This is a genomic window from Nocardioides koreensis (assembly GCF_039531775.1).
GTDB classification, from domain to species: domain Bacteria; phylum Actinomycetota; class Actinomycetes; order Propionibacteriales; family Nocardioidaceae; genus Nocardioides; species Nocardioides koreensis.
The window spans coordinates 45,435-66,800 of record NZ_BAAAQR010000016.1 but is presented as its reverse complement, the minus strand read 5'-3'; the positions used below and the strand labels follow the sequence as shown (position 1 = coordinate 66,800).

Here is a 21,366-nt window from a genome sequence, read left to right as displayed (position 1 = left end):
AGCCATGGCCGATGAAGTCTTCGTGGTGCAGCGTCACGACGCGTCCACGCTGCACTTCGACTTCCGCCTCGAGATCGGTGGCGTGCTGGTCTCCTGGGCGGTGCCCAAGGGACCGTCGCTCGATCCCCGCGACAGGCGGCTGGCCGCGATGACGGAGGACCACCCGCTCGACTACGCGGACTTCGAGGGCCGGGTCGGCGACGGGTACGGCGCCGGCACCGTCGTCGTCTGGGACACCGGCACCTTCGAGAACATCACCGAGAAGCAGGGCGAACCGGTCTCCGCCGAGGACGCCCTGGCCGCCGGGCACCTGAAGTTCGTGCTGCACGGCCAGAAGCTCACCGGCGCCTTCGCGATCACCCACACCAAGATGGGCGGCGACGACAAGTTCTGGCTGCTGGTCAAGATCGACGACGACGGCGCCGACCGCCGCCGCAAGCCCGCCCTCACCCAGCCGGAGTCGGTGCTGAGCGGCAGGACCAACGAGGACTTCGAGGACTGACGCCGCCGATCCCGGTCAGGAGGTGGCCGCCTGCACGAGCTCGACGACCTTCGTCTCCACCGCGGGGCTCCACTGCTTGAGCGCGTAGGCCACCGGCCACAGGTCGCCGTCGTCGAGGTTCGCGGTGTCCTGGAAACCCAGGGTCGAGTACCGGTACTTGAACTTGCCCGAGTCCTGGAAGAAGACGACGACCTTGCCGTCCGCGTCCGCGTAGGCGGGCATGCCGTACCAGGTCTTCGGCGACAGGTCGGGGGCGGTCGCGGTCACCGTCACGTGCACGCGCTCGGCGAGCACCCGGTCCTGGGGCTCCATCTTCGCGATCGCGTCGAGGACGGCCTGCAGGCCGTCGGCCTTCTTGGCACCCTTCCTGCCCTCGGCACGCAGCTCGGCCGCGCGCTCCTTCATCGCGGCACGCTCCTCCGCGCTGAAGCCGTCTGACTCGTTGGTGGCATTCTTCGTGGGCATCTCGGGCTTCCTTCCGACGCTCGGGCTCGGCTGTTCCGGCCTTCCGCAGCAACGCTAGGTCCGACGACCGCGTCGTGCTTCTCGATTCCGGATCGGTTTCCGGAGCGTGGAGACGCACCGTTGCGGCGGGCTGCACGAGAATTCGCGAGCGGAGGCAACGTTTCCGGTCGCTGCCGGCCATGGAGGGCTCCAATGGGGGAACACCACAGGCGGGCCACTGGGTGGTTGCGGTCTTGCCGGCTCCCGGGACGGGTACGCCGTGGGTTGCGGTCGCCGCCCGGGTCTCGGCCGGCGCGGCTCCGCCGGTGACCGAAAATTTTGCTTTCGAAGTTCCCCAGACCCGCTCAACCACGCGGTTTTCGGGGCCGGGCTGTCGGTGCCCGATGCTTGGATTGATCCATGCTCGAGGTGGACGCGATGGGACAGCCGGTGGTGGTCGAGGACCTCGACCCCGACTGGCTCCTCGCCCTGCTCGACGACGCCAAGATCGCGGCCCGGGTCGCGGAGCGCAGCAAGCTCCGGCTGGCCGCGCAGTGGTGCGTGCGGCACCCCGCCACCACCGACACCGGGGTCGCCACCTGGGCCGGCGACGCGCTGCCCGGCGTGCTCCACGAGGACGAGTCCCTGGGTGGGGAGGGCACCCCCGCGGTCTCGGCGTTCGCGCCCGAGCCGGTCGCCGCCGCGCTCGGGGTCTCCACCCTGCCGGGATGAAGCTGATCGCCGACGCCCAGCTCGCCCCGAGGCTGGCCTCGTGCGGGTTCACCGCGATCCAGACCGAGGTCACGATGGCGATCGCGAAGTACCACCCCGAGCTGCTCGAGCAGCGCGAGAAGCAGGGAAAGAAGGGCTGGCACGTCACCCTGCGCCACCCCGCCCCCGGCGACGGCACCAGCTACCTCGACGTGGCCGGGGACACCCTCGACCTCACCGCGTTCCACCACCTGGTCTGCGACCAGGCCGCCGCATTGAAGGCGCTCGGGGACGCCGACGACCTGGGGATCCGCAAGGCCAAGGCCCTCGGCGTGATCGCCGCCCAGCAGGCCACCCTCGACCTCGCCGCGCTCACCGGCGACAGCGGCGACGGCGTGACGGGGTTCGAGCCGGTCGCGACCGTCCCGGTGCGGCGGCGGCAGACCATCCTCTACGTCCACGCCTCGCTCACGGACCTACTGCACCTCGACCGGGACGCGGTCGGTGAGGTGGAGAGACTGGGCCCGGCCACGTTGGCGAAGATCCGGGACTGGCTCGGCCGTTCCGAGGACGTGGTGATCCGGCCCGTGCTCGACCTGAATCACTGGCCCGCCGTGGACGGGCACGACCCGACCGAGGAGATCCGCGAGATCGTCATCCTCCGCGACGGCCACTGCATCTTCCCCTGGTGCGCCGTCGACGCCCGCCACACCGACCTCGACCACATCGACCCCTACGTCCCGCTCGACCAGGGCGGACCACCCGGGCAGACCAACCCCCACAACCTGGCCTGCCTGTGCCGGCGACATCACCGCTGCAAAACCAGCGGCCGCTGGAGATACCGAAGACGCGACGACGGCACCTACGCATGGCACGGCCCCCACGGCCGCTCCTACCTGGTCACCCCACTCGGCACCATCCAGCTCAACAACGACTGAGCACCCGCAGGGCAGTGGGACCGCAGCTCCAGCCGATCCACGCTGACACCCAGAAGACCAGGCCGTCTGCCCTCGGTTCGGGGCGCCGGCCGGAGCAGCGCACGACCGGCTCCTCCCCGCCTCATCGGGGACCGGCGATCTCTACAGGACGGCACCGCGGGGCGCGACCTCCACGGCCGCAACCCCCCTCGCGTACAGCACCAGGAGCCGCCCGCCGTGTCGGCAGCGGAGCAGTCCGGACGCGTCCGCCAGCGTGGAGACCACGTGGTCGATGATCTCCGACTCGCTGCCCGAGTCGTGCTCGTACGTGACATCCAGGCTGTCACCGCTGACGAGCCGCACCCGGAGCACGATGCCTTCCATGCCTACGCACCCTAGACGTCCGGCCGGTTGACTCGGTGCAGCGTAGCCAGCGTCGGCTCGGGAATGTCGCCCACGGTGGCGTTCTGACCCGCCTAGGGTGCGCGCATGCGGATCGTATTGCTCGGGGACAGCCACCTGGCCCGGGTGCGGCGCGACAGGGCGCGGCTGGCACCGCCGGGCGCCGACGTGGTGAACGCCGCCGTCGGCGGTGCCGTCGCGAGCGAGCTGGTGCCGCAGGCGGTGGCGGCCGGGGTAGGGCCCGACGACGTCCTCGTGGTGTCGATCGGCTCCAACGACGCCGCACCCTGGAAGCAGGTGCACCTGGACACCATGGCGGCCTGCATCGACGACTTCCTCGCTCGGACGCCCCGCCGAGCGCTGGTGTACGTCGTGCCGCCCGGCGTCGACGAGGCCGGACTGACCGGGCCCGGTGACCGCACCGACGCCGTCGTCACGGCGTACGCCGATGCGGCGGCCGAGCGGTTCGGGGCGGCCGGGGCCACGCTGGTCCATGCCCGGGACCTGCTCGCTCCCCTCGGCGCGGCGGCGTTCGCCGACGATGCCGTGCACCTCACGGGCGCGGGCTACGACCTGCTGCTGCCGGCGATCCGCGAGGCCGTCGCGCAGACCGCAGGACGCCCCGCCACCTGAGGTGACGGGGCGTCCGGGGTCTCGACAGCCGGAGCGGTCAGCCCTTGCGCTTGTTGATCTCCTCGGTGGCCGCGGGGAGCACCTTGTGCAGGTCACCCACGACACCGAAGTCGACCAGCTCGAAGATCGGGGCCTCTTCGTCCTTGTTGACGGCCACGATCGTCTTCGAGGTCTGCATGCCGGCACGGTGCTGGATCGCACCGGAGATGCCGTTGGCCACGTAGAGCTGCGGCGAGACGGTCTTGCCGGTCTGGCCGACCTGGAAGCTGTGCGGCATCCAGCCCGAGTCGACGGCGGCACGCGAGGCGCCGACCGCCGCGCCCAGCGCGTCGGCGAGACCCTCGATCGGCTCGAAGTCACCACCGGTGCCGCGGCCACCGGAGACCACGATCGCGGCCTCGGTGAGCTCGGGACGACCGGTCGCCTTCCGGGGCTGCGAGGCCACGATCTGCGCGGTCTTCGCGGCGTCGGAGATGGTCGGGGAGAACTCCTCGACGGTCCCGGCGCCCTCGGACTCCTCCGGCGCGGCGGAGTTCGGCTTCACCGTGATGATCGGGGTGCCCTTGGTGACCTTCGCGGTCACCGTGTAGTTGCCGGCGAAGACCGACTGGGTGGTGACCGGCCCCTCCTGCACGTCGACGGCGTCGGTGATCAGGCCCGACTCGAGCTTGATCGCCAGCCGGCCCGCGATCTCCTTGCCCTCCGCGGTCGAGGGGATCAGGATCACGGCGGGCGACGACTTCTCGGCGAGCTGCTGCAGCGCCTCGGCCTTCGGGGCCACCAAGTAGCCCTTGAGCGGCGCGTCGTCGACGACGTAGACCTTCTCGGCGCCGTACTTCTTGACCTTCACGGTCGCCTCGGCGGCCTGGTCGGCCGGGCCGATGAAGACCGCGGACGGCTCGCCGAGCCGCTTGGCGATGGTGAGGAGCTCGTACGTCGGCTTGCGGACCGCACCCTCGACGTGGTCGATGAGAACCAGGACTTCAGACATCAGCGATCAGCTCCTCAGATGAACTTCTTGGAGGCGAGGAACTCGGTCAGCGCCGTGGCGCCCGAGCCGTCCTCGTCGGTCACGATCTCCCCGGCGGTGCGCGGCGGGCGGGCCGTGGTCTCCTCCACCTCGGTCCACGCGACCGACAGGCCGACCTGCTCCGCCTCGACCCCGAGGTCGCTCAGCGACCAGGTCTCCATCGGCTTCTTCTTCGCGGCCATGATGCCCTTGAACGACGGGTAGCGGGCCTCGCCCGACTGGTCGGTGACCGACAGCACCAGCGGCATCGTGCCGCCGATGACCTCGGTGGCGGTGTCGCCGTCACGCTTGATGCGGACCTGGTCGCCCTGGGTCTCGATGACCGAGGCCAGCGTGACCTGGGGCAGGCCCAGGCGCTCGGCGAGCATCGCCGGGACGACGCTGCCCGAGGCGTCGGTCGAGGCCATGCCGCACACGACGAGATCGACCTTCTCCTCGGCTCCGATCTTCTCGACCGCCTTGGCGAGGACGAGCGAGGTGGCGACGTAGTCGGAGCCCGCGATCGCCTCGTCGGTCACGTGGACCGCCTTGTCGGCGCCCATCTGGAGGGCCTTGCGGACGGCGTCCACGGCCTTCTCCGGGCCGACGCAGAGGGCGGTCACGGTGACGTCGTCACCCTCGGCCTTCTCCTTGATCTGGAGCGACTGCTCCACGGCGTACTCGTCGAGCTCCGACAGCAGGCCGTCGACGCCGACGCGGTCGACGGTGTTGTCCGACTCGAACTGCCGGTCGGCAGTGGCGTCGGGCACGTACTTCACACAGACAACAATGTTCATGGTGGTGTGGCCGTTACGGCCCCTCCTGTGCACTCGGTGTGTGTGGCGAGGTTACTAGCGAGTCACCAACCGCGGAACGGGTCGTCCCGGTGTGGTCGGTCACAGCGTCGGGTGGGTCACATCGGGGTGTCAGGGCCGCACGATGCGGTCGAGGATCCGACCCACGACCAGCCACGCGATGGCAGCCAGACCCCAGTTGAACAGGGCGTTCTTCGTGTCCGCGTTCTTGCCCGTGAACTCCTTGATCCCGTCCTCCCGGGAGAAGACCTGGAGGTCGAGCTTGTCAGCGACGTCCAGCACGAACTTCACCAGGTCGTTGCTCTGGTTGGCGTCCAGGGCGATGAGCAGGGCCCCGACCGCCAGGAAGAGCGCGGCCAGCGCGCAGACCAGCCACAGGACGCGCGCCAGCTGCAGCCGGACCTTGGTGGCCGTGACCCTGGCGGACTTCGACTCCACCTCGGCTCTGCGCTTCATCAACGCCCCTCGAACTCTGCCTTGCCGGGACCGTTCTCCACGAAGGATCGCATACCGGTGGTCCGGTCCTCGGTGGCGAACAGGGCGGCGAACTGCTGGCGCTCGATCTCCAGCCCGGTCTCGAGGTCGGTCTCCAGGCCGCGGTCGATGCACTCCTTCGCCGCCCGCAGCGCGAACGTCGCGGCACCGGCGAACTGCTTCGCCCAGGTCACGGCCTCGTCGTACACGGACTCGGCAGGGAACAGCCGGTCCACCAGCCCGATGGCGAGCGCCTCGTCGGCCTTGACGAAGCGGCCGGTGAAGATCAGGTCCTTGGCCTTGCTGGGACCCACCAGCCGGGTCAGCCGCTGGGTGCCGCCCGCGCCGGGGATGATGCCGAGCAGGACCTCGGGCTGACCCAGCACCGCGTTGTCGGCGGCGAACCGCACGTCCGCGGCGAGCGCCAGCTCGCAGCCCCCGCCGAGGGCGTACCCCGTGACGGCGGCGACGACCGGCTTCGGGATCCGGGCGACCGCGGTGACCGCGGACTGCAGCGGACCGGAGCGCTTGACCATGTCGGTGTACGACATGTCGGCCATCTCCTTGACGTCGTTGCCGGCCGCGAAGACCCGCTCCCCGCCGTACACGACGACGGCCTTGACGTCGTCCCGCTCGGTGGCCTCGGCGGCCGCGGCCCGGATCTCCTCCTGGACCTGGATGCTGATCGCGTTCATCTTCGGCCGGTCCAGCCGGATCGTGCCCACGCCGTCGGCAACCTCGAGCCGCACGTATTCACCCATCGGGTCGTCTCACCTCATCGCTTGCTCTTCGTCGGCGCGCTCGGTCGGCGGCCCACCGGCATTATTCACAGGGTGGACCGGCGGGCGGACGGCGTCCATCGTGAACAATGACTCAGGTGACACCGGGAATGTGGAGCCACCTCGGACAGACGGCCACCGTGTGGCCGGGCCGGAACTACCCCTTGGGGGCGTCCTGGTCGGAGGAGTCGACCAACTTCGCGGTCTACGCACCCGCCGGCACGCAGGCCTGGGTCTGCCTGTTCGACGACCAGGACGTCGAGACCCGGTACGCCCTCACCGAGCGCTCCCTGGGCATCTGGCACGGCGCGCTGCCCGGCATCGCGCCCGGCACCCGCTACGGCTACCGCGTCGATGGCCCGTGGCTGCCGAAGGAGGGGCTGCGGTTCAACCCGCACAAGCTGCTGCTCGACCCCTACGGGCAGGCGGTCTCCGGCAGCTTCGCGCCGCACCCCGCGGCGTACGGCTACGACCAGGCCGATCCCGACCAGCGCAACCTCGAGGACTCCGCGCCGCACGTCCCCCGCAGCGTGGTGGTCAACGACGCCTTCGACTGGGGTGAGGACACCCCGATGCGACGTCGGTGGCGCGACACCGTCATCTACGAGATGCACGTCAAGGGCATGACCGCCCTCCACGACCGGGTCCCCGAGGAGCTCCGCGGCACCTACGCCGGGCTGGCGACGCCGGCGGTCACCGACTACCTGCGCGACCTCGGCGTGACCGCGGTCGAGCTGCTGCCGGTGCACCAGTTCGTCTCCGAGGCGGCCCTGGTCGCGCGGGGCACCTCGAACTACTGGGGCTACAACTCGATCGGCTACTTCGCCCCGCACCACGGCTACTCCTCCTCCGGGGACCGCGGCGGCCAGGTGTCGGAGTTCAAGCGGATGGTCAAGGCGTTCCACGACGCCGGGATCGAGGTCCTGCTGGACGTGGTCTACAACCACACCGCCGAGGCCGGCGCCGAGGGACCGACGCTGTCCTTCCGGGGTCTCGACGACCGGGGCTTCTACCGCCGGGTGCGGCCCGGGCGCGACAGGTCGACCTCGACGGCCGCCTTCGACGACACCTACTGGGACGTCACCGGCTGCGGCAACACCGTCGACTCCTCCAACCCGCTGGCGCTGCGGATGATCCTGGACTCGCTGCGCTACTGGGTCACCGAGATGCACGTCGACGGCTTCCGGTTCGACCTGATGTCGGCGCTGACCCGCACCGGCTACGACATCGACATGCACTGCGCCCTGCTGGTCGCGATCGGCCAGGACCCGATCCTGCGGCACGTGAAGCTCATCGCGGAGGCGTGGGACGCGTCGATGGACGGCTACCTGGTCGGGCGGATGCCCCCTCCGTGGGTGGAGTGGAACGACCAGTACCGCGACACGATCCGGGACTTCTGGCGCGGGCACTCCTCGGGGGTTCGCCTGGTCGCGACCCGGCTGGCGGGCTCCTCGGACCTGTACGCCGACGACGGCCGGTCGGCGTACAACTCGGTGAACTTCGTGACCGCGCACGACGGTTTCACGCTGCGCGACCTCGTCTCCTACGACCACAAGCACAACGAGGACAACGGCGAGGACAACCGCGACGGCACCGACAACAACCGGTCCTGGAACCACGGCGCCGAGGGCGAGACCGACGACGAGGAGATCGTCGCGCTGCGCCGGCGCCAGGCCGCCAACCTGATGGCGACGCTGCTCCTGTCGAACGGCGTCCCGATGATCACCGCCGGCGACGAGCGCGGTCGCACCCAGCGCGGCAACAACAACGCCTACAGCCAGGACAACGAGACCTCCTGGATCGACTGGCGGCCCGACGACGCATGGCTCGACGTCTACGAGATCACCAGGACCGCGCTCCGGCTGCGACGCGAGCACCCGGCGCTGCGGCAGCGGCACTGGTTCGAGGGCCGCCCGGCGATCCGGGGCGGCCCGAAGGACCTGGCCTGGCTGCACCCCTCGGGGCGCGAGATGACCGCCGCCGACTGGCACGACGAGCGGCTGTCGGTGGTGTCGATGTTCGTCTCCGGCGCCCCGCTGCGCTCCCCCGGTCCCCGGGGCGAGCAGCAGGTGGACAAGTCGTTCCTGATCTACCTCAACTCCGACTCGACGCCGGCACGCCTCGAACTCCCCGAGCAGTCGTGGGTGCGCGCCGGCGAGGTGGTGCTCTCCACCGACCCCGATCTCCCCGTCGGCACCCCGGTCAAGGTCGGCGACCGGCTCTCCCTCGCCTCCCGCAGCGTGCTGGTGCTGCGCGAGGCGTGAGCGAGCGAGACCTGGCGCGGCCCTTCCCGGTGCCCGACGCCCCCGTGCGCCTCGAGCCCTGGCTGGCCTCGGTCGGCACCGTCTTCGCCGAGATCCGCGGGCACGACTCGGGCTGCACCTCGTACGGCGTGCAGGTCGACGGCGTCCGCTGGTTCGTGAAGGCGGCGTACGGCGCGGACCGGGCGCAGCTCGCCGGCGCCCGCCGGGTCCACGCGGTGCTGAGCCATCCCGCGGTGGTGCCGCTGGTGGCCGCCTTCGCGCTGGCGGACGAGGGCCACGCCGTCGTCCACCCCTGGGTCGACGGGGAGATCCTCAACGACCCGTTCGCGCCCGGCGCGCTCCCCCACGCCGCTCCGTCCTCGGCGCTCAACCGCTTCCGGGCCCTGCCGCTGGCGCAGGTGCTCGCGGCGTACGACGTCGTGCTCGACGCCCACCTGGCCGTGCGCGAGGCGGGCCTGGTCGCGGTCGACTTCTACGACGGCTGCCTGATCCACGACTTCGACACCGGCACGACCCGGCTGGTGGACCTGGACCTGTACGCCCCGCCGTACGTCCTCGACGTCGACCGCCAGTTCGGGTCGAGCCGGTTCATGGCCCCCGAGGAGTGGCGACGCGGCGCGGACGTCGACGCCCGGACCACGGTCTTCACCCTGGGCCGGACCGGCTTCCAGCTGCTGTGCGGGCCCGGTGGCGACGAGGCCACCTTCCGCGGCGACGACCGCCGGCGGCACGTGCTCGAGCGGGCGACGGCGCACGACCCCGCGGAGCGGTTCGCCGACGTCGACGACCTGGTCGCCGCCTGGCGGGGCTGAGCGTCAGTCCCGGCGCCCGAGCCACTCGAAGCAGTGCTCGGGCCGACCGGTCGTCCCGTAGCGCAACGTGAGGCGGACGTGCCCGTCGCGGGCGAGGTCGGAGAGGTAGCGCTGCGCGGTCGCGCGGGAGACCCCCGTCGCCTCGGCGACCTCGACCGCGGTGACCGCGTCCGCGGCCGCGCGCAGCACCCCGACGATCGCCTCGGACGTCACCGGCGAGCGGCCCTTCCGCGCGCTGGCCACCGGGGAGTCCGCCATCCGCAGCGCCTGCTGCGCCCGGTCGACGGCGGTCTGGTCGAGGTGGGCGCCCGGCCCCAGGAGCCCCCAGAAACGCGCGAACGCGACCAGCCGGCCGGTCAGCACCGAGGGAGGGAAGGGCTTGAGGACGTAGTTGACCGCCCCGGCGGCCAGCGCGCGGCGTACGACCTCGGAGTCCTCGGCCGCGCTCACCATCAGGACCGCGGCGTCCAGCCGGCGGAGGATCTCGGAGCCGTTGGAGTCGGGGAGGTACTCGTCCAGCAGCACCAGGTCGGGCCGCAGCTCCTCCGACATCCGCACCGCATCGGCGGCGGTGTGGGCCACGGCGACCGTCTCGAACCCGTCGGTGGCGTCGACGTACGACGCGTGCAGCCGCGCCACCCGGAAGTCGTCGTCGACGACGAGCACCCGGATCGGCTCTCTCGTCATGACAGGTCCCTCTCTCGGCCTCGGTCGCTTCGCACCGCTGCCGTGAGCCCACCGACCAGCCGGGCCTCGAACGCCGCGCCATGCTCGTCCGACCCGGGGTCGACGAGGCGGACGTCGCCCCGGTGCGCCCGGGCAGTGTGCCGCGCCAGCGCCAGGCCGAGGCCGTGGCCGGGCACGTCGGCCGCGCGGGTGGTGAAGCCGTGGGCGAAGAGCTGGTCCACGTGCTCGGCCCGAACGCCCTCGCCGCTGTCTACCACGTGGACCACGAGGTCGGCGCCGTCGCCGAGCAGCGTGACCTCGACCGTGCGCGGCTCACGGTGTCCCTCGGCCGCGGCCCGGATCCCGTTGTCGAGCAGGTTCGCGACGACGGTGACGGTGTCGAGCGGGTGTGCGAGCCGGTCCTCCAGCCACGTCGCGTCGGACACCACGAGGTCGACGCCCGCCTCGGACGCGGCTGCCGACTTGGCCGCCAGGAGCCCGGCCAGGTACGGGTCGTCGACGCCGGACACCCAGGTGCTCGACTCGCTCAGCCCGGAGAGGTACTCCCCCGCTTCCGCGACGTCCCCGTGGTGGAGCAGGCCGGTCAGCGTGTGCAGCCGGTTGCTGTGCTCGTGGGCCTGGGCCCGAAGTGCGTCGGTGAGGACCCGGGTCGCCTCCAGCTCACGGGCCAGGTCGTCGAGGTCGGTGCGGTCCCGAAGGGTCAGCACGGTGCCGAGGTCCCGGCCGTCGCGGCGCACCGCCAGCCGGGTGACCAGCACGACCCGCCCGCCCAGCACGCGCAGCGCCCCGCTGGGGGGCGGCTCCTCCTCGAGGAGCTCGAGCACCTCGGGCCCGACCCCGGTCCCGGCCAGCGGCACGCCCCGCGGCAGGTCCCGGCCCAGCAGCCGGCACGCCTCCGGGTTGGTCACCGTGACCCGTCCCCGGTGGTCGACGGCGAGCACCCCGTCGCGCACGCCCCCGAGGACGGCGGCGTGCTCCCGCACCAGATCGGCCATCTCCTCGGGCTCCAGGCCCAGGGTCGTACGCCGCAGCCGCCGCGAGAGCAGCACCGCGCCGGCCAGCCCGAGCGTGAGCGGGACCAGTGCGACCAGTCCCAGCAGCACGACCAGCTTGCGGGTCTCGCGCTCGAGCTCGGAGACCGCGATGCCGACGCTGACCTCGCCGACGACCTGACCCGCCCCGTCGCGCAGCGGGACCTTGCCCCGGGCCGAGTAGCCGAGGGTCCCCCGCTCGATGGTCACCACCTCGTGCCCGGCCAGCGCCTCGTCGGGGCTGGTGCTGACCGGGTCACCGATGTTGGCCACCGTGGGATGGCTGTAGCGGATGCCGCGGCCGTCGGTGACCACGACGTACAGCGCGCCGGTGGCGACGCGCACCCGCTCGGCCTCGCGCTGGACCGGCCCGCGCGGATCGGGACGCCCGGACTCGACCTGGGCGGCCAGGACCGGCGAGGACGCCACGCTGCGCGCGATCGCGAGCGCCCGCTGCTCGTACTGCTTCTCCAGGTCGTCGCGCAGCACCGCGGTGGAGGCGAGCAGGGAACCCAGCACGACCAGGAGCAGGAGCAGCGCGAGCGCCACCGTCGCCTGGGTGCTGAGCGCCAGGCGATGACGCCCCAGGGACGCGCGAAGGGGGCTGGGCACCCGGTCACTCTAGGGCCGGCCGACGCTCGTGAGCACAACGCGCACAACGTCGTTTGTGCGGGGATCGGCCACAAGCCGCGCAAGGGTGGTGACCACCGTCACTCGGCTCCTACGGTCCTGCGCCATGACCCAGATCACACCCAGCGCGGGCGACGCGGCGATCTCGCTGCGCGACGCCACCAAGCGCTTCCCGACCAAGAGCGGGGGTGCCTTCACCGCCCTCCGCGACGTGAACCTTGACGTCGCACCCGGCGAGTTCGTCTCGATCGTCGGGCCGACCGGCTGCGGCAAGTCCACGACCCTGTCGCTCGTCTCCGGCCTCGAGCCCGCCTCCGCCGGCACCGTCCACGTGCAGGGCAGCCCGGTCGCCGGCATCCCCGACGGGGTCGGCTACATGTTCCAGGCCGACGCCGTGCTCCCCTGGAAGAACGTCCTCGACAACGTCGCCCTCGGGCTGCGCTACCGCGGTACGTCGAAGTCCGAGGCGCACGCCCGGGCCCGCGACTGGATCGAGCGGGTGGGGCTCGCGGGCTTCGAGGACCGCTACCCGCACCAGCTCTCCGGCGGCATGCGCAAGCGCGTGGCGATGGCCCAGACGCTCATCACCGAGCCGTCGCTGCTGCTGCTCGACGAGCCGTTCGGCGCGCTGGACGTCCAGACCCGCGAGCTGATGCAGGACGAGCTGCTCCGGCTCTGGTCGGGCACCGGCGCCGCCTGTGTCTTCGTCACCCACGACCTCACCGAGGCGATCACCCTGGCCGACCGGGTGGTCGTGATGACCGCGGGACCGGCCACGGTCAAGGACGTGGTGCAGATCGACCTCCCCCGGCCCCGCCGCGTCGAGGAGATCCGGCTGACCCCGGACTTCATCGAGCTCTACAAGCAGGTGTGGGACAGCCTCCGCGAGGAAGTCGAGATCACCCGGACGAGAGGAGCCTCCCGTGTCGCTTGACACCCACGCACCCGTCGAGGCGGCCGCCGCCCCGGCACCCGCGGAAGCCCCGGCTCCGCGCCGTCGTCGTACCTCCCGACGAGCCCTGCTCACCCACGCGGTCCGAGTCGCCCTGATCGCGGCCTGGCTCGGCTCCTGGGAGCTCACGGCCCGGACGGTGATCGACCCCTTCTACTACTCGATGCCCAGCCAGATCTGGGACAAGCTCGTCATCTGGTTCACCGAGGGCAGCTCGCAGGGCTCCATCTGGGGCACCATCGCGGTCACGCTGGAGGAGGCGGTCCTGGGCTTCGTCCTGGGCACCCTGGCCGGCGTGGTGCTCGGGGTCGTCCTGGGCCGCAGCCGCTTCGTGGCCGACGTCCTCGCGCCGTTCATCAAGGGCGCGAACGCGATCCCGCGGATCGTGCTGGCCTCGCTCTTCGTCATCTGGTTCGGCCTCGGGATGTCCTCGAAGGTCGCGACGGCGTTCGTCCTGGTCTTCTTCGCGGTGTTCTTCAACGCCTTCCAGGGCGCTCGTGAGGTCGACAAGGTGCTGGTCGACAACGCCCGGATCCTCGGGGCCGGCCGCTGGGCCCTGATGCGCTCGGTGATCCTGCCCAGTGCGACCTCGTGGATCCTCGCGAGCATGCACGTCGCCTTCGGCTTCGCGCTGATCGGGGCGATCGTGGGCGAGTACACCGGCGCCGACAAGGGCCTCGGCCTGCTCATCAACCACTCCCAGGGCAACTTCGACGCCGCGGGCATCTACGCCGGGATGCTCATCACCACCGTGCTGGCCCTGGTCGCCGAGTGGCTGATCACCCAGCTCGAGGTCCGGCTGACCTCGTGGCGGCCGCCCGCCACCAGCCAGGCGTCCGCCCTCTGACGCCGGCACCCCCGCGCACCTCTCCCCTGCACCACTCCCACCCCACCCATCCATGCGGGCCCGGCCCGCGAAGGAGCTCCTCACCATGCAGCAACACACTCGGCGGCTCGCCGCCGCAGCGCTCGTGTCCGTCGTCGCCTCCACGTCCCTCGCGGGCTGCCGCGGCGGCGAGGCCAGCGCCCAGAGCGGGGACGACGCCGACGGCCGTCCCCAGGTCACGATCATGGTCGGCGGCATCGACAAGGTGATCTACCTGCCCGCCATGCTCACCCAGCAGCTCGGCTACTTCGACGACGAGGGCGTCGACGTCAAGCTCCTCACCGAGCCCTCCGGGGCCAGCGCCGAGAACGTCCTCGTGGCCGGCCAGGTGCAGGGGGTCGTGGGCTTCTACGACCACACGATCACCCTCCAGGCCCAGGGCAAGTGCCTCGAGAGCGTGGTCCAGCTGGCCAAGGTGCCCGGCGAGGCCGAGGTCGTCTCGACGACCGCGGCGAAGTCGCTCACCGGGCCCGAGGACTTCTCGGGCAAGAAGCTCGGGGTCACCTCCCCCGGCTCCTCGACCGACTACCTGACCCAGTACCTCGCGACGAAGAACGGCATCGACACCTCCGACTACACGACGGTGACCGCCGGCGCCGGGTCGACGTTCCTCGCCGCGCTGTCCAACGGCGGCATCGACGCGGGCATGACCACGGACCCGACCATCGCCACCGCCGTGTCCAAGGGGCTGGGCAAGGTGCTCATCGACATGCGCACCGAGGAGGGCACCAGGGCCGCGCTCGGCGGCCTGTACCCCGCGGCGTCGATGTACATGGACTGCGGGTACGTCGAGGACAACCCGGAGACGGTCCAGAAGCTCGTCAACGCGTTCAGCCACACGATGCAGTGGATCAGCGAGCACGACGCCGCCGACGTCGCCGCCGAGATGCCGGCCGACTACAACGGCGGTGACCCCGCGCTGTACGAGAAGTCCATCGAGGACTCCTCGCCGATGTTCACCGCGGACGGCCGGATGCCGGAGGGCGGCCCCGAGACGGTCCTGGACGTGCTCGGCACGTTCAGCGACACCGTGAAGGCCAAGAAGGACGACATCGACCTGTCGAAGACCTACACCACGGAGTTCGTCGACAACGTGGAGTGACGGCCGAAGTGCGACGAAGGCCGGCCGGACCCCAGGGGTCCGACCGGCCTTCGTGCGTGAAACTGCGCCGACTCGGGCCTACGGCAGTGCCACGACCCCCAGCTCGGCGGGCGAGGTGAGCAGGTCGTTGCGCGGGATCACGCGGACGGTGTAGCCGAACGAGCCGCTGTGGTCGAGCACGACGTCGCCGTCGAAGCGGTGGTGGCCGCCCTCGTAGCTCTCGGCCACGTGCAGGGCGTCGACGACGGTCTCGGCGAGCTGGTCCTCGCTGTCGATCCGGCCGTGCACGAGCTGCACCTCGACGTCCTCGGGCGAGAGGTCGCCCAGGGCGACGAACGCGCGGGCGCTCATCACGTCACCGACCTCGGGAGCGTCCGAGACGCCGCTGCTCTCGACGTGCTCGACACGGACGCCCGGCCAGCCGCTGCGCACCTTCTTCTTCCAGGCGGCCAGCTCGGCGGCGCCGTGGTAGTCGGAGTTCAGCTGACGGGCGATGCCGGCCGAGGGGGCGTAGAGCTGGCGGACGTAGTCGCGCACCATGCGGGTCGCCAGGACCTTGGGGCCCAGCGACTTCAGGGTGTGCCGCACCATCTCCAGCCAGCGCGTGGGCACGCCGTCGGCGTCGACGTCGTAGAACCGCGGCGCGATCTCGTGCTCGATGAGGTCGTAGAGCGCGTTCGCCTCGAGGTCGTCGCGGTGGTCGGGGTCCTCGACACCGTCGGCGGACGGGATCGCCCAGCCGTTGTTGCCGTCGTACCACTCGTCCCACCAGCCGTCGAGGATCGAGAGGTTGAGGCCACCGTTGAGCGCGGCCTTCATGCCCGACGTGCCGCACGCCTCGTAGGGGCGCAGCGGGTTGTTGAGCCACACGTCGCAGCCGGGGTAGAGCGGCTGCGCCATCGCGATGTCGTAGTTCGGCAGGAAGACGATGCGGTGCCGGACCTCGGGGTCGTCGGCGAAGCGCACCATCTCCTGGATCAGCTTCTTGCCGCCGTCGTCGGCCGGGTGCGACTTGCCGGCGATGACCAGCTGCACCGGGCGCTCGGGGTCGAGCAGCAGCTTCTTGAGCCGGTCGGGGTGGCGCAGCATCAGCGTGAGGCGCTTGTACGACGGCACCCGGCGCGCGAACCCGATCGTGAGCACGTCGGGGTCGAGGGCGTTCTCGATCCAGCCGAGCTCGGCCTTCGCGGCGCCACGCTTCTCCCAGGAGCGGGCCAGTCGCCGGCGGGCGTCCTGGACCAGTCCCTCGCGCAGCTGGCGCTTGACCGCCCAGATGTCGCCGCCCGGGATCTTGTCCACGGTGGCCAGGAAGCTGTCCGGCTCGTCGCTCTCGCGGTCCGCGCCGTGGGCGACGGCGAGGTCGAAGACCTCCCGCGCCACCCAGGTCGGGGCGTGCACGCCGTTGGTGATCGAGCCGATCGGCACCTCGGCCTCGTCGAAGGCCGGCCACAGGCCGTTGAACATGCCGCGGCTGACGTGGCCGTGCAGCAGGGAGACGCCGTTGGCGCGCTGGGCGAGGCGGAAGCCCATCACGGCCATGTTGAACACCGAGGCGTCGCCACCGTGGTAGTCCTCGGTGCCGAGCGCCAGGATCCGCTCCACCGGGACCCCGGGGGTCGCGCCGGCGTCGCTGAAGTACTGCTCGACGAGCGTGCGGGGGAACCGGTCGATGCCCGCCGGCACCGGGGTGTGGGTGGTGAACACGGTGGAGGCGCGGCCGACCTCGAGCGCGGTGTCGAAGTCCAGCTTCGGGCCGCTGTCCTCGACGGTGAGCTCGCGGATCCGCTCGAGGCCGAGGAAGCCGGCGTGGCCCTCGTTGGTGTGGAACACCTCCGGTGCGGGGGCACCGGTGATGCGCGAGTAGGCGCGCAGCGCCCGGACGCCGCCGACGCCGAGGAGGAGCTCCTGGCGCAGGCGGTGCTCGCTGTTGCCGCCGTAGAGCCGGTCGGTCACGTCGCGGTAGTGGTCGGGGTTGCCCTCGACGTCGGAGTCGAGCAGCAGCAGCGGCACCCGGCCGACGCTGGCGACCCAGATCCGCGCCAGCAGGTCCGGACCGTCCGGCATCGAGATCGAGATCAGCGCGCGGGTGCCGTCCTTCTCGCGCAGCAGCGAGATCGGCAGCCCGTCGGGGTCGAGGACCGGGTAGGACTCCAGCTGCCAGCCCTCACGCGACAGGGCCTGCTCGAAGTAGCCGTGGCGGTAGAGGAGGCCGACGCCGGTGATCGGCACGCCGAGGTCGCTGGCGGCCTTGAGGTGGTCGCCGGCAAGGATGCCGAGGCCGCCGGAGTACTGCGGGAGGACGGCGGTGATGCCGAACTCCGGGGAGAAGTAGGCGATGGCACGGGGCCCCTCGGCCGCCTGCCGGCGCTGGAACCAGCGGTCGCCGGTCAGGTAGCGCTCGAGGTCGGCCCGGGCCTCGCCCAGCCGCTCGAGGAACGCCGGGTCGGCGGCCAGCTCCTCGAGCCGGGCCCGTCCGACCGCACCCAGGAGGGTGACGGGGTCACGCCCCGTGGACTCCCACAGCACGGGGTCCACCGCCGCGAAGACGTCCTGCGTCTCCGGATGCCAGGACCACCTGAGGTTGCCGGCCAGGTCCCCCAGTGCGGCCAGGGCCGGAGGGAGGACGGGACGGACCGTGAATCGTCGAATCGCACGCACGAGAGGACGGTAGCGTGAATCCTTGGAACGATCCAAGGTTTCGCGGTCGCCTGCGCGTAACGGAGTGGTAACCCAGGCCGACATAACCAACCGGCCGTGGACCCGTTGTCCAGCGCATGAGACCACCTTCCGCGCGCCGCGGCCGTCTGACGACGGCGGGCCTCGCCCTGCTGACCGTCACCCTGGTCCCCGGGCTCACGCAGATCCCCGCCCTCGCCACCGAGCCCGCCGCGACGCGGGGGCCCGGGCTCGTCACCCCGGGCGACAGCCTGCCCGGGCTCTCCGACCTCGACGCCCGAGGCACCGCGCTGCCGACGGTCACCCAGCGCGCGGCGGTCTCACGGCTGGGCGCGGTGGACGTGCGCTGGAACCAGTTCGGCACGCCGGCCTCCCTCCTCCCCGCCGACGGGACGCTGGCGACGGCCGCCTCGGCCGACCCGGTGGAGGCGGCGCGCGCCTGGCTGGCGCAGAACGCCGCGGCCTTCGGTCTCACCGCCGACGACGTCGACAGCCTCGAGCTCGTCAACGACCAGCGGCTGGCCCGGAGCGACGCGCACGCCGTGCTCTTCCGCCAGAGGTTCGGCGACCTCACCCCGGCGCTCGACAGCATGGTGACCGTGGGTGTCGCCAACGGTGAGATCGCCTACGCCTCCTCGTCGATCACCCCGACCGACGACACCCCGGCCGCCGCCGCACTCAGCCCGGTCGAGGCCTGGGGCAAGGCGGCCGCCAACGTCGGCCGTGCCGTCGGCGCGGACGTCCTCGACGGCGTCACCGCGAAGGCCGACGGGGCCGGCGACTGGACCCGGTTCACAGTCCCCGGCTTCGCCCAGGAGCAGCAGGCCCGCCTGCGGGCGCTGGTGACGGCCGACGGCACCGTGCACCCGGTCTTCGAGACCAACGTCGTCGACGCCGAGAAGGGGTCGGCGTTCGCCTACACCCTGATGGTCGACGCCACCGACGGCACGATCCTGCACCGGCAGAACCAGGTGGAGAACAACAACGACGCCTACCCGTTCAGCGGCGAGATCACCGCGACCGAGTGCGGCCCGGAGCACCCGTTCGAGCTGACCGACGGCAACACCAGGCGCATCGACGCCGTGGCCGTGATGGCCAACTCCGCCGACGACATCGTGGTGAAGCTCTACGACCCGCAGGGTGAGCTGCTCGTCTCCGGCGACCTCGGCACCAGCCCCGAGACGGCGTCGTACACCGCGGACTCGATCCCCGCCGGCATCTACACGATGCGGGTCTGCCCGTACGACGACCCGACGGCGCCGTTCACGCCGCCGGGCAGCTACGTGGCGAGCGTGACCTCGAGCGACACCACGACGCCCGGCACCGACAGCAGCCTGCCGGCCCCGCAGTGGCGCTACTTCGCCGCCAACCCGGCGCTGGACTGGTCGCCGAAGACGACCCCCGGGAACTCCGTGGTCGGCTGCTGGACCGCCATGAAGGGCTGCACCACGCCGACCGGCCCGTTCCGCAACGTGGCGGCAGCGGGTCCCTGGGACGTCGCGGCGAAGACCGGCCAGCCGACCCTGACCACGGTCGGCAACAACGCCAACACCCACGAGGCGTGGGGCAGCCCGCTGAGCCCGGGCGGTACGGCGCAGGCGCCGGTCTCCCCCACCCGCGAGTACACCGAGAAGTTCGCCGACGCCTGGAACAACTCCCAGTGCGACCCGACCCAGCTGCACCCCGGCGGCAACGACATCAACCAGGTCGTGACCAACCTGTTCGTGGCTCACAACCGGATGCACGACTACTCCTACTACCTCGGCTTCACCGAGGAGAACTACAACCTGCAGCAGGACAACCTGGGCCGGGGCGGCGCGGCGAACGACGCCGAGGTCGGCAACGCGCAGGCGGGCGCACTGACCGGCGGCCAGCCGTCGTACCTCGGCCGTGACAACGCCAACCAGATCACGCTGCAGGACGGCACCCCCGGCATCACCAACCAGTACCTCTTCCAGCCGATCGCCGGCGCGTTCTACTCCCCCTGCGTCGACGGCGGCCTGGACATGAGCGTGGTGGGCCACGAGTACACCCACGCGATCAGCAACCGGATGATCGCCGGCCCCGACGAGGGCATCACCTCCGAGCAGGGCGGGGCCATGGGCGAGTCCTGGGGCGACCTGACCGCGGGCGAGTACATGTTCAGCCACGGCTACTCGACCGGGGCCAACCCCTGGGTCGTCGGGCCGTACGCCACGGGGAACAGGAAGGCGGGCATCCGCGACTACGCGATCAACCGGAACCCGCTCAACTACTCCGACTACGGCTTCGACAGCACCGGCGTCGAGGTGCACGCGGACGGCGAGATCTGGAACGGCACCCAGTGGCAGGTGCGCCAGGCACTGGTGAACAAGTGGAACGCCAGGTACCCGTACGCCGACAAGGCGCTACAGCTCAGGTGCGCGCAGGCCGGGACGGTCAGCACCCCGCTGCCGGCGAGCCGCTGCCCGGGCAACCGCCGGTGGATCCAGCTCGTGTTCGACGCCTTCCTGCTCCAGCAGGGCGCGACGAGCATGCTCGACGCCCGGGACGCCATGCTGGCCGCGGACAAGATGCGCTTCGGCGGTGCGGACCTCGAGGTGATGTGGGACGCGTTCGCCAAGCGGGGCATGGGCAAGGGTGCCTCGACGCCCAGCTCCGACTCGGGTGACCCTTCGCCGAGCTTCGCCTCGCCCACGTCCCGGAACGCGACGGTGCGGTTCGAGGCGCCCGGCGCCGGCAAGGTCTACGTCGGACGGTACGAGGCGCGGGCCACGCCGGTGGCCGACACCGCGGCGGGCACGAAGCTGGGCAACGTCGTCCACCTCGTGCCGGGTCGTCACCAGCTGCTGTTCGCCTCCGCCAAGCGGGGCTTCAAGCGGTTCGTGCTGACCGTGCGACCGGGCCAGCACCGGACCGTCCACCTGCATGCACCGAAGAACCTGGCGGCGGGCACGGGCGGCGCGAAGGTGATCGGCGCCAGCGAGGGCTCGCTGAACCCGAAGCACCTGATCGACGGCACCGAGAACACCAACTGGGGCGGTGTCAGCGACAGCTCCGTGGACGCGACGCACCCCTTCGTGGCCGTCGACCTGGCCGGCCGGGTCCACAAGATTCGTCGGGTGCAGGTGAGCGCCATGCTGAACCCGGCGCCGGCGAGCGGCAGCGACGTCCCCCTGGCCGCCGACCCCGACTCCGGGTCCCGGTTCACGGCGCTGCGCCAGTTCGCGCTCGAGGCCTGCGTCAGGCACTGCACCTCGGCCAAGGCCACCTGGAAGCGGTTCTACACCTCGAAGGCCGGTGCCTTCCCGGCGATGCGGCCCCGGCCGGTCGCACCGAACCTGGTCCTGCGCTCGTTCCGGGTCCCCGCGACCCGGGCGGCCGCGATCCGGTTCGTCGCCCTGGAGAACCAGTGCACCGGCTTCGCCGGCTACGCCGGGGAGCAGGACGCCGACCCGACCAACGACACCGACTGCAAGTCGGCCTCCGACCGGGGCTCGATCGTGCACGCGGCAGAGCTGCAGGTGTACTGACGCCACACAACGGGCACGGGTGACCAACGGGTGGGCTCCTCGACGGAGTCCACCCGTTGGTCGGTCCCCCGTTTCCCCGTTCACGCAGTCCCCGGCTTGCGCGCTCCGGGGCGATTCGAAAGTGTGGT

Annotated in this window: 19 protein-coding genes; 10 read left to right on the top strand and 9 right to left on the bottom strand. The window is 71.5% G+C overall.

Annotation, left to right across the window (positions count from 1 at the left end):
- The first annotated feature begins 4 nt into the window (after positions 1-4).
- A complete protein-coding gene (locus ABD268_RS20830; RefSeq protein ID WP_344157148.1) occupies positions 5-502 on the top strand; it encodes a DNA polymerase ligase N-terminal domain-containing protein in 498 nt (165 codons plus the stop codon).
- A gap of 15 nt (positions 503-517) precedes the next feature.
- Here the strand turns inward: ABD268_RS20830 and ABD268_RS20825 are convergent, their stop codons facing one another.
- Positions 518-967 (bottom strand): iron chaperone, encoded by a 450-nt coding sequence (locus tag ABD268_RS20825; protein WP_344157145.1) that lies wholly within the window; start codon positions 965-967, stop codon positions 518-520.
- Between the two features lie 399 nt (positions 968-1,366).
- Between ABD268_RS20825 and ABD268_RS20820 the strand changes: the two genes are divergently transcribed.
- Together ABD268_RS20820 and ABD268_RS20815 are read left to right on the top strand one after the other, a co-directional pair.
- Positions 1,367-1,678 carry a hypothetical protein gene (locus ABD268_RS20820; RefSeq protein ID WP_344157142.1) on the top strand — a complete coding sequence of 104 codons (312 nt, stop codon included), beginning with the start codon at positions 1,367-1,369 and terminating at the stop codon, positions 1,676-1,678.
- Complete coding sequence (locus ABD268_RS20815; RefSeq protein WP_344157139.1) at positions 1,675-2,595, top strand: HNH endonuclease signature motif containing protein; 921 nt, start codon at positions 1,675-1,677, stop codon at positions 2,593-2,595. The genes ABD268_RS20820 and ABD268_RS20815 overlap by 4 nt, the downstream gene beginning before the upstream one ends.
- A gap of 141 nt (positions 2,596-2,736) precedes the next feature.
- On the opposite strand, the gene ABD268_RS20810 is transcribed toward ABD268_RS20815, so the two are convergent.
- Positions 2,737-2,958 (bottom strand): hypothetical protein, encoded by a 222-nt coding sequence (locus tag ABD268_RS20810; protein ID WP_344157136.1) that lies wholly within the window; start codon positions 2,956-2,958, stop codon positions 2,737-2,739.
- A gap of 105 nt (positions 2,959-3,063) precedes the next feature.
- Between ABD268_RS20810 and ABD268_RS20805 the strand changes: the two genes are divergently transcribed.
- Positions 3,064-3,609: an SGNH/GDSL hydrolase family protein gene (locus tag ABD268_RS20805; protein WP_344157133.1), complete on the top strand. Its 546-nt coding sequence runs from the start codon at positions 3,064-3,066 to the stop codon at positions 3,607-3,609.
- A gap of 37 nt (positions 3,610-3,646) precedes the next feature.
- Here the strand turns inward: ABD268_RS20805 and ABD268_RS20800 are convergent, their stop codons facing one another.
- The 4 genes from ABD268_RS20800 to ABD268_RS20785 form a co-directional block, all read right to left on the bottom strand.
- Complete coding sequence (locus tag ABD268_RS20800) at positions 3,647-4,600, bottom strand: electron transfer flavoprotein subunit alpha/FixB family protein (RefSeq protein WP_344157130.1); 954 nt, start codon at positions 4,598-4,600, stop codon at positions 3,647-3,649.
- A 14-nt stretch (positions 4,601-4,614) separates the two neighbouring features.
- Positions 4,615-5,397, bottom strand: coding sequence for an electron transfer flavoprotein subunit beta/FixA family protein (locus ABD268_RS20795; RefSeq protein WP_425573771.1), 783 nt, complete (start codon positions 5,395-5,397; stop codon positions 4,615-4,617).
- A gap of 147 nt (positions 5,398-5,544) precedes the next feature.
- Positions 5,545-5,889 carry a hypothetical protein gene (locus ABD268_RS20790; protein WP_344157124.1) on the bottom strand — a complete coding sequence of 115 codons (345 nt, stop codon included), beginning with the start codon at positions 5,887-5,889 and terminating at the stop codon, positions 5,545-5,547.
- Positions 5,889-6,668, bottom strand: coding sequence for an enoyl-CoA hydratase/isomerase family protein (locus ABD268_RS20785; protein WP_344157121.1), 780 nt, complete (start codon positions 6,666-6,668; stop codon positions 5,889-5,891). Before ABD268_RS20785 ends, ABD268_RS20790 begins: the two co-directional genes overlap by 1 nt.
- Before the next feature lie 116 nt (positions 6,669-6,784).
- Between ABD268_RS20785 and glgX the strand changes: the two genes are divergently transcribed.
- A complete protein-coding gene (glgX, locus tag ABD268_RS20780; RefSeq protein ID WP_344157118.1) occupies positions 6,785-8,950 on the top strand; it encodes a glycogen debranching protein GlgX in 2,166 nt (721 codons plus the stop codon).
- On the top strand, positions 8,947-9,762 hold the full coding sequence (locus tag ABD268_RS20775; protein WP_344157115.1) for a serine/threonine-protein kinase: 816 nt from the start codon (positions 8,947-8,949) through the stop codon (positions 9,760-9,762). Before glgX ends, ABD268_RS20775 begins: the two co-directional genes overlap by 4 nt.
- Before the next feature lie 3 nt (positions 9,763-9,765).
- On the opposite strand, the gene ABD268_RS20770 is transcribed toward ABD268_RS20775, so the two are convergent.
- Together ABD268_RS20770 and ABD268_RS20765 are read right to left on the bottom strand one after the other, a co-directional pair.
- Positions 9,766-10,449, bottom strand: coding sequence for a response regulator (locus tag ABD268_RS20770; protein ID WP_344157112.1), 684 nt, complete (start codon positions 10,447-10,449; stop codon positions 9,766-9,768).
- On the bottom strand, positions 10,446-12,092 hold the full coding sequence (locus ABD268_RS20765; protein ID WP_344157109.1) for an ATP-binding protein: 1,647 nt from the start codon (positions 12,090-12,092) through the stop codon (positions 10,446-10,448). The genes ABD268_RS20770 and ABD268_RS20765 overlap by 4 nt, the downstream gene beginning before the upstream one ends.
- 124 nt (positions 12,093-12,216) lie before the next feature.
- Between ABD268_RS20765 and ABD268_RS20760 the strand changes: the two genes are divergently transcribed.
- From ABD268_RS20760 to ABD268_RS20750, 3 genes are all read left to right on the top strand, one after another.
- The gene (locus ABD268_RS20760) at positions 12,217-13,044 is read left to right on the top strand and encodes an ABC transporter ATP-binding protein (protein WP_344157106.1); all 828 of its coding nucleotides are present in this window, start codon (positions 12,217-12,219) and stop codon (positions 13,042-13,044) included.
- The gene (locus tag ABD268_RS20755; RefSeq protein WP_344157103.1) at positions 13,034-13,909 is read left to right on the top strand and encodes an ABC transporter permease; all 876 of its coding nucleotides are present in this window, start codon (positions 13,034-13,036) and stop codon (positions 13,907-13,909) included. The genes ABD268_RS20760 and ABD268_RS20755 overlap by 11 nt, the downstream gene beginning before the upstream one ends.
- 85 nt (positions 13,910-13,994) lie before the next feature.
- A complete protein-coding gene (locus ABD268_RS20750; RefSeq protein ID WP_344157100.1) occupies positions 13,995-15,050 on the top strand; it encodes an ABC transporter substrate-binding protein in 1,056 nt (351 codons plus the stop codon).
- A gap of 78 nt (positions 15,051-15,128) precedes the next feature.
- Here the strand turns inward: ABD268_RS20750 and glgP are convergent, their stop codons facing one another.
- On the bottom strand, positions 15,129-17,708 hold the full coding sequence (gene glgP, locus ABD268_RS20745) for an alpha-glucan family phosphorylase (protein WP_344157097.1): 2,580 nt from the start codon (positions 17,706-17,708) through the stop codon (positions 15,129-15,131).
- A 116-nt stretch (positions 17,709-17,824) separates the two neighbouring features.
- Here glgP and ABD268_RS20740 point away from each other — a divergent pair, with 116 nt between their 5' ends.
- Positions 17,825-21,238: a M36 family metallopeptidase gene (locus ABD268_RS20740; protein ID WP_344157094.1), complete on the top strand. Its 3,414-nt coding sequence runs from the start codon at positions 17,825-17,827 to the stop codon at positions 21,236-21,238.
- Positions 21,239-21,366 lie beyond the last annotated feature (128 nt).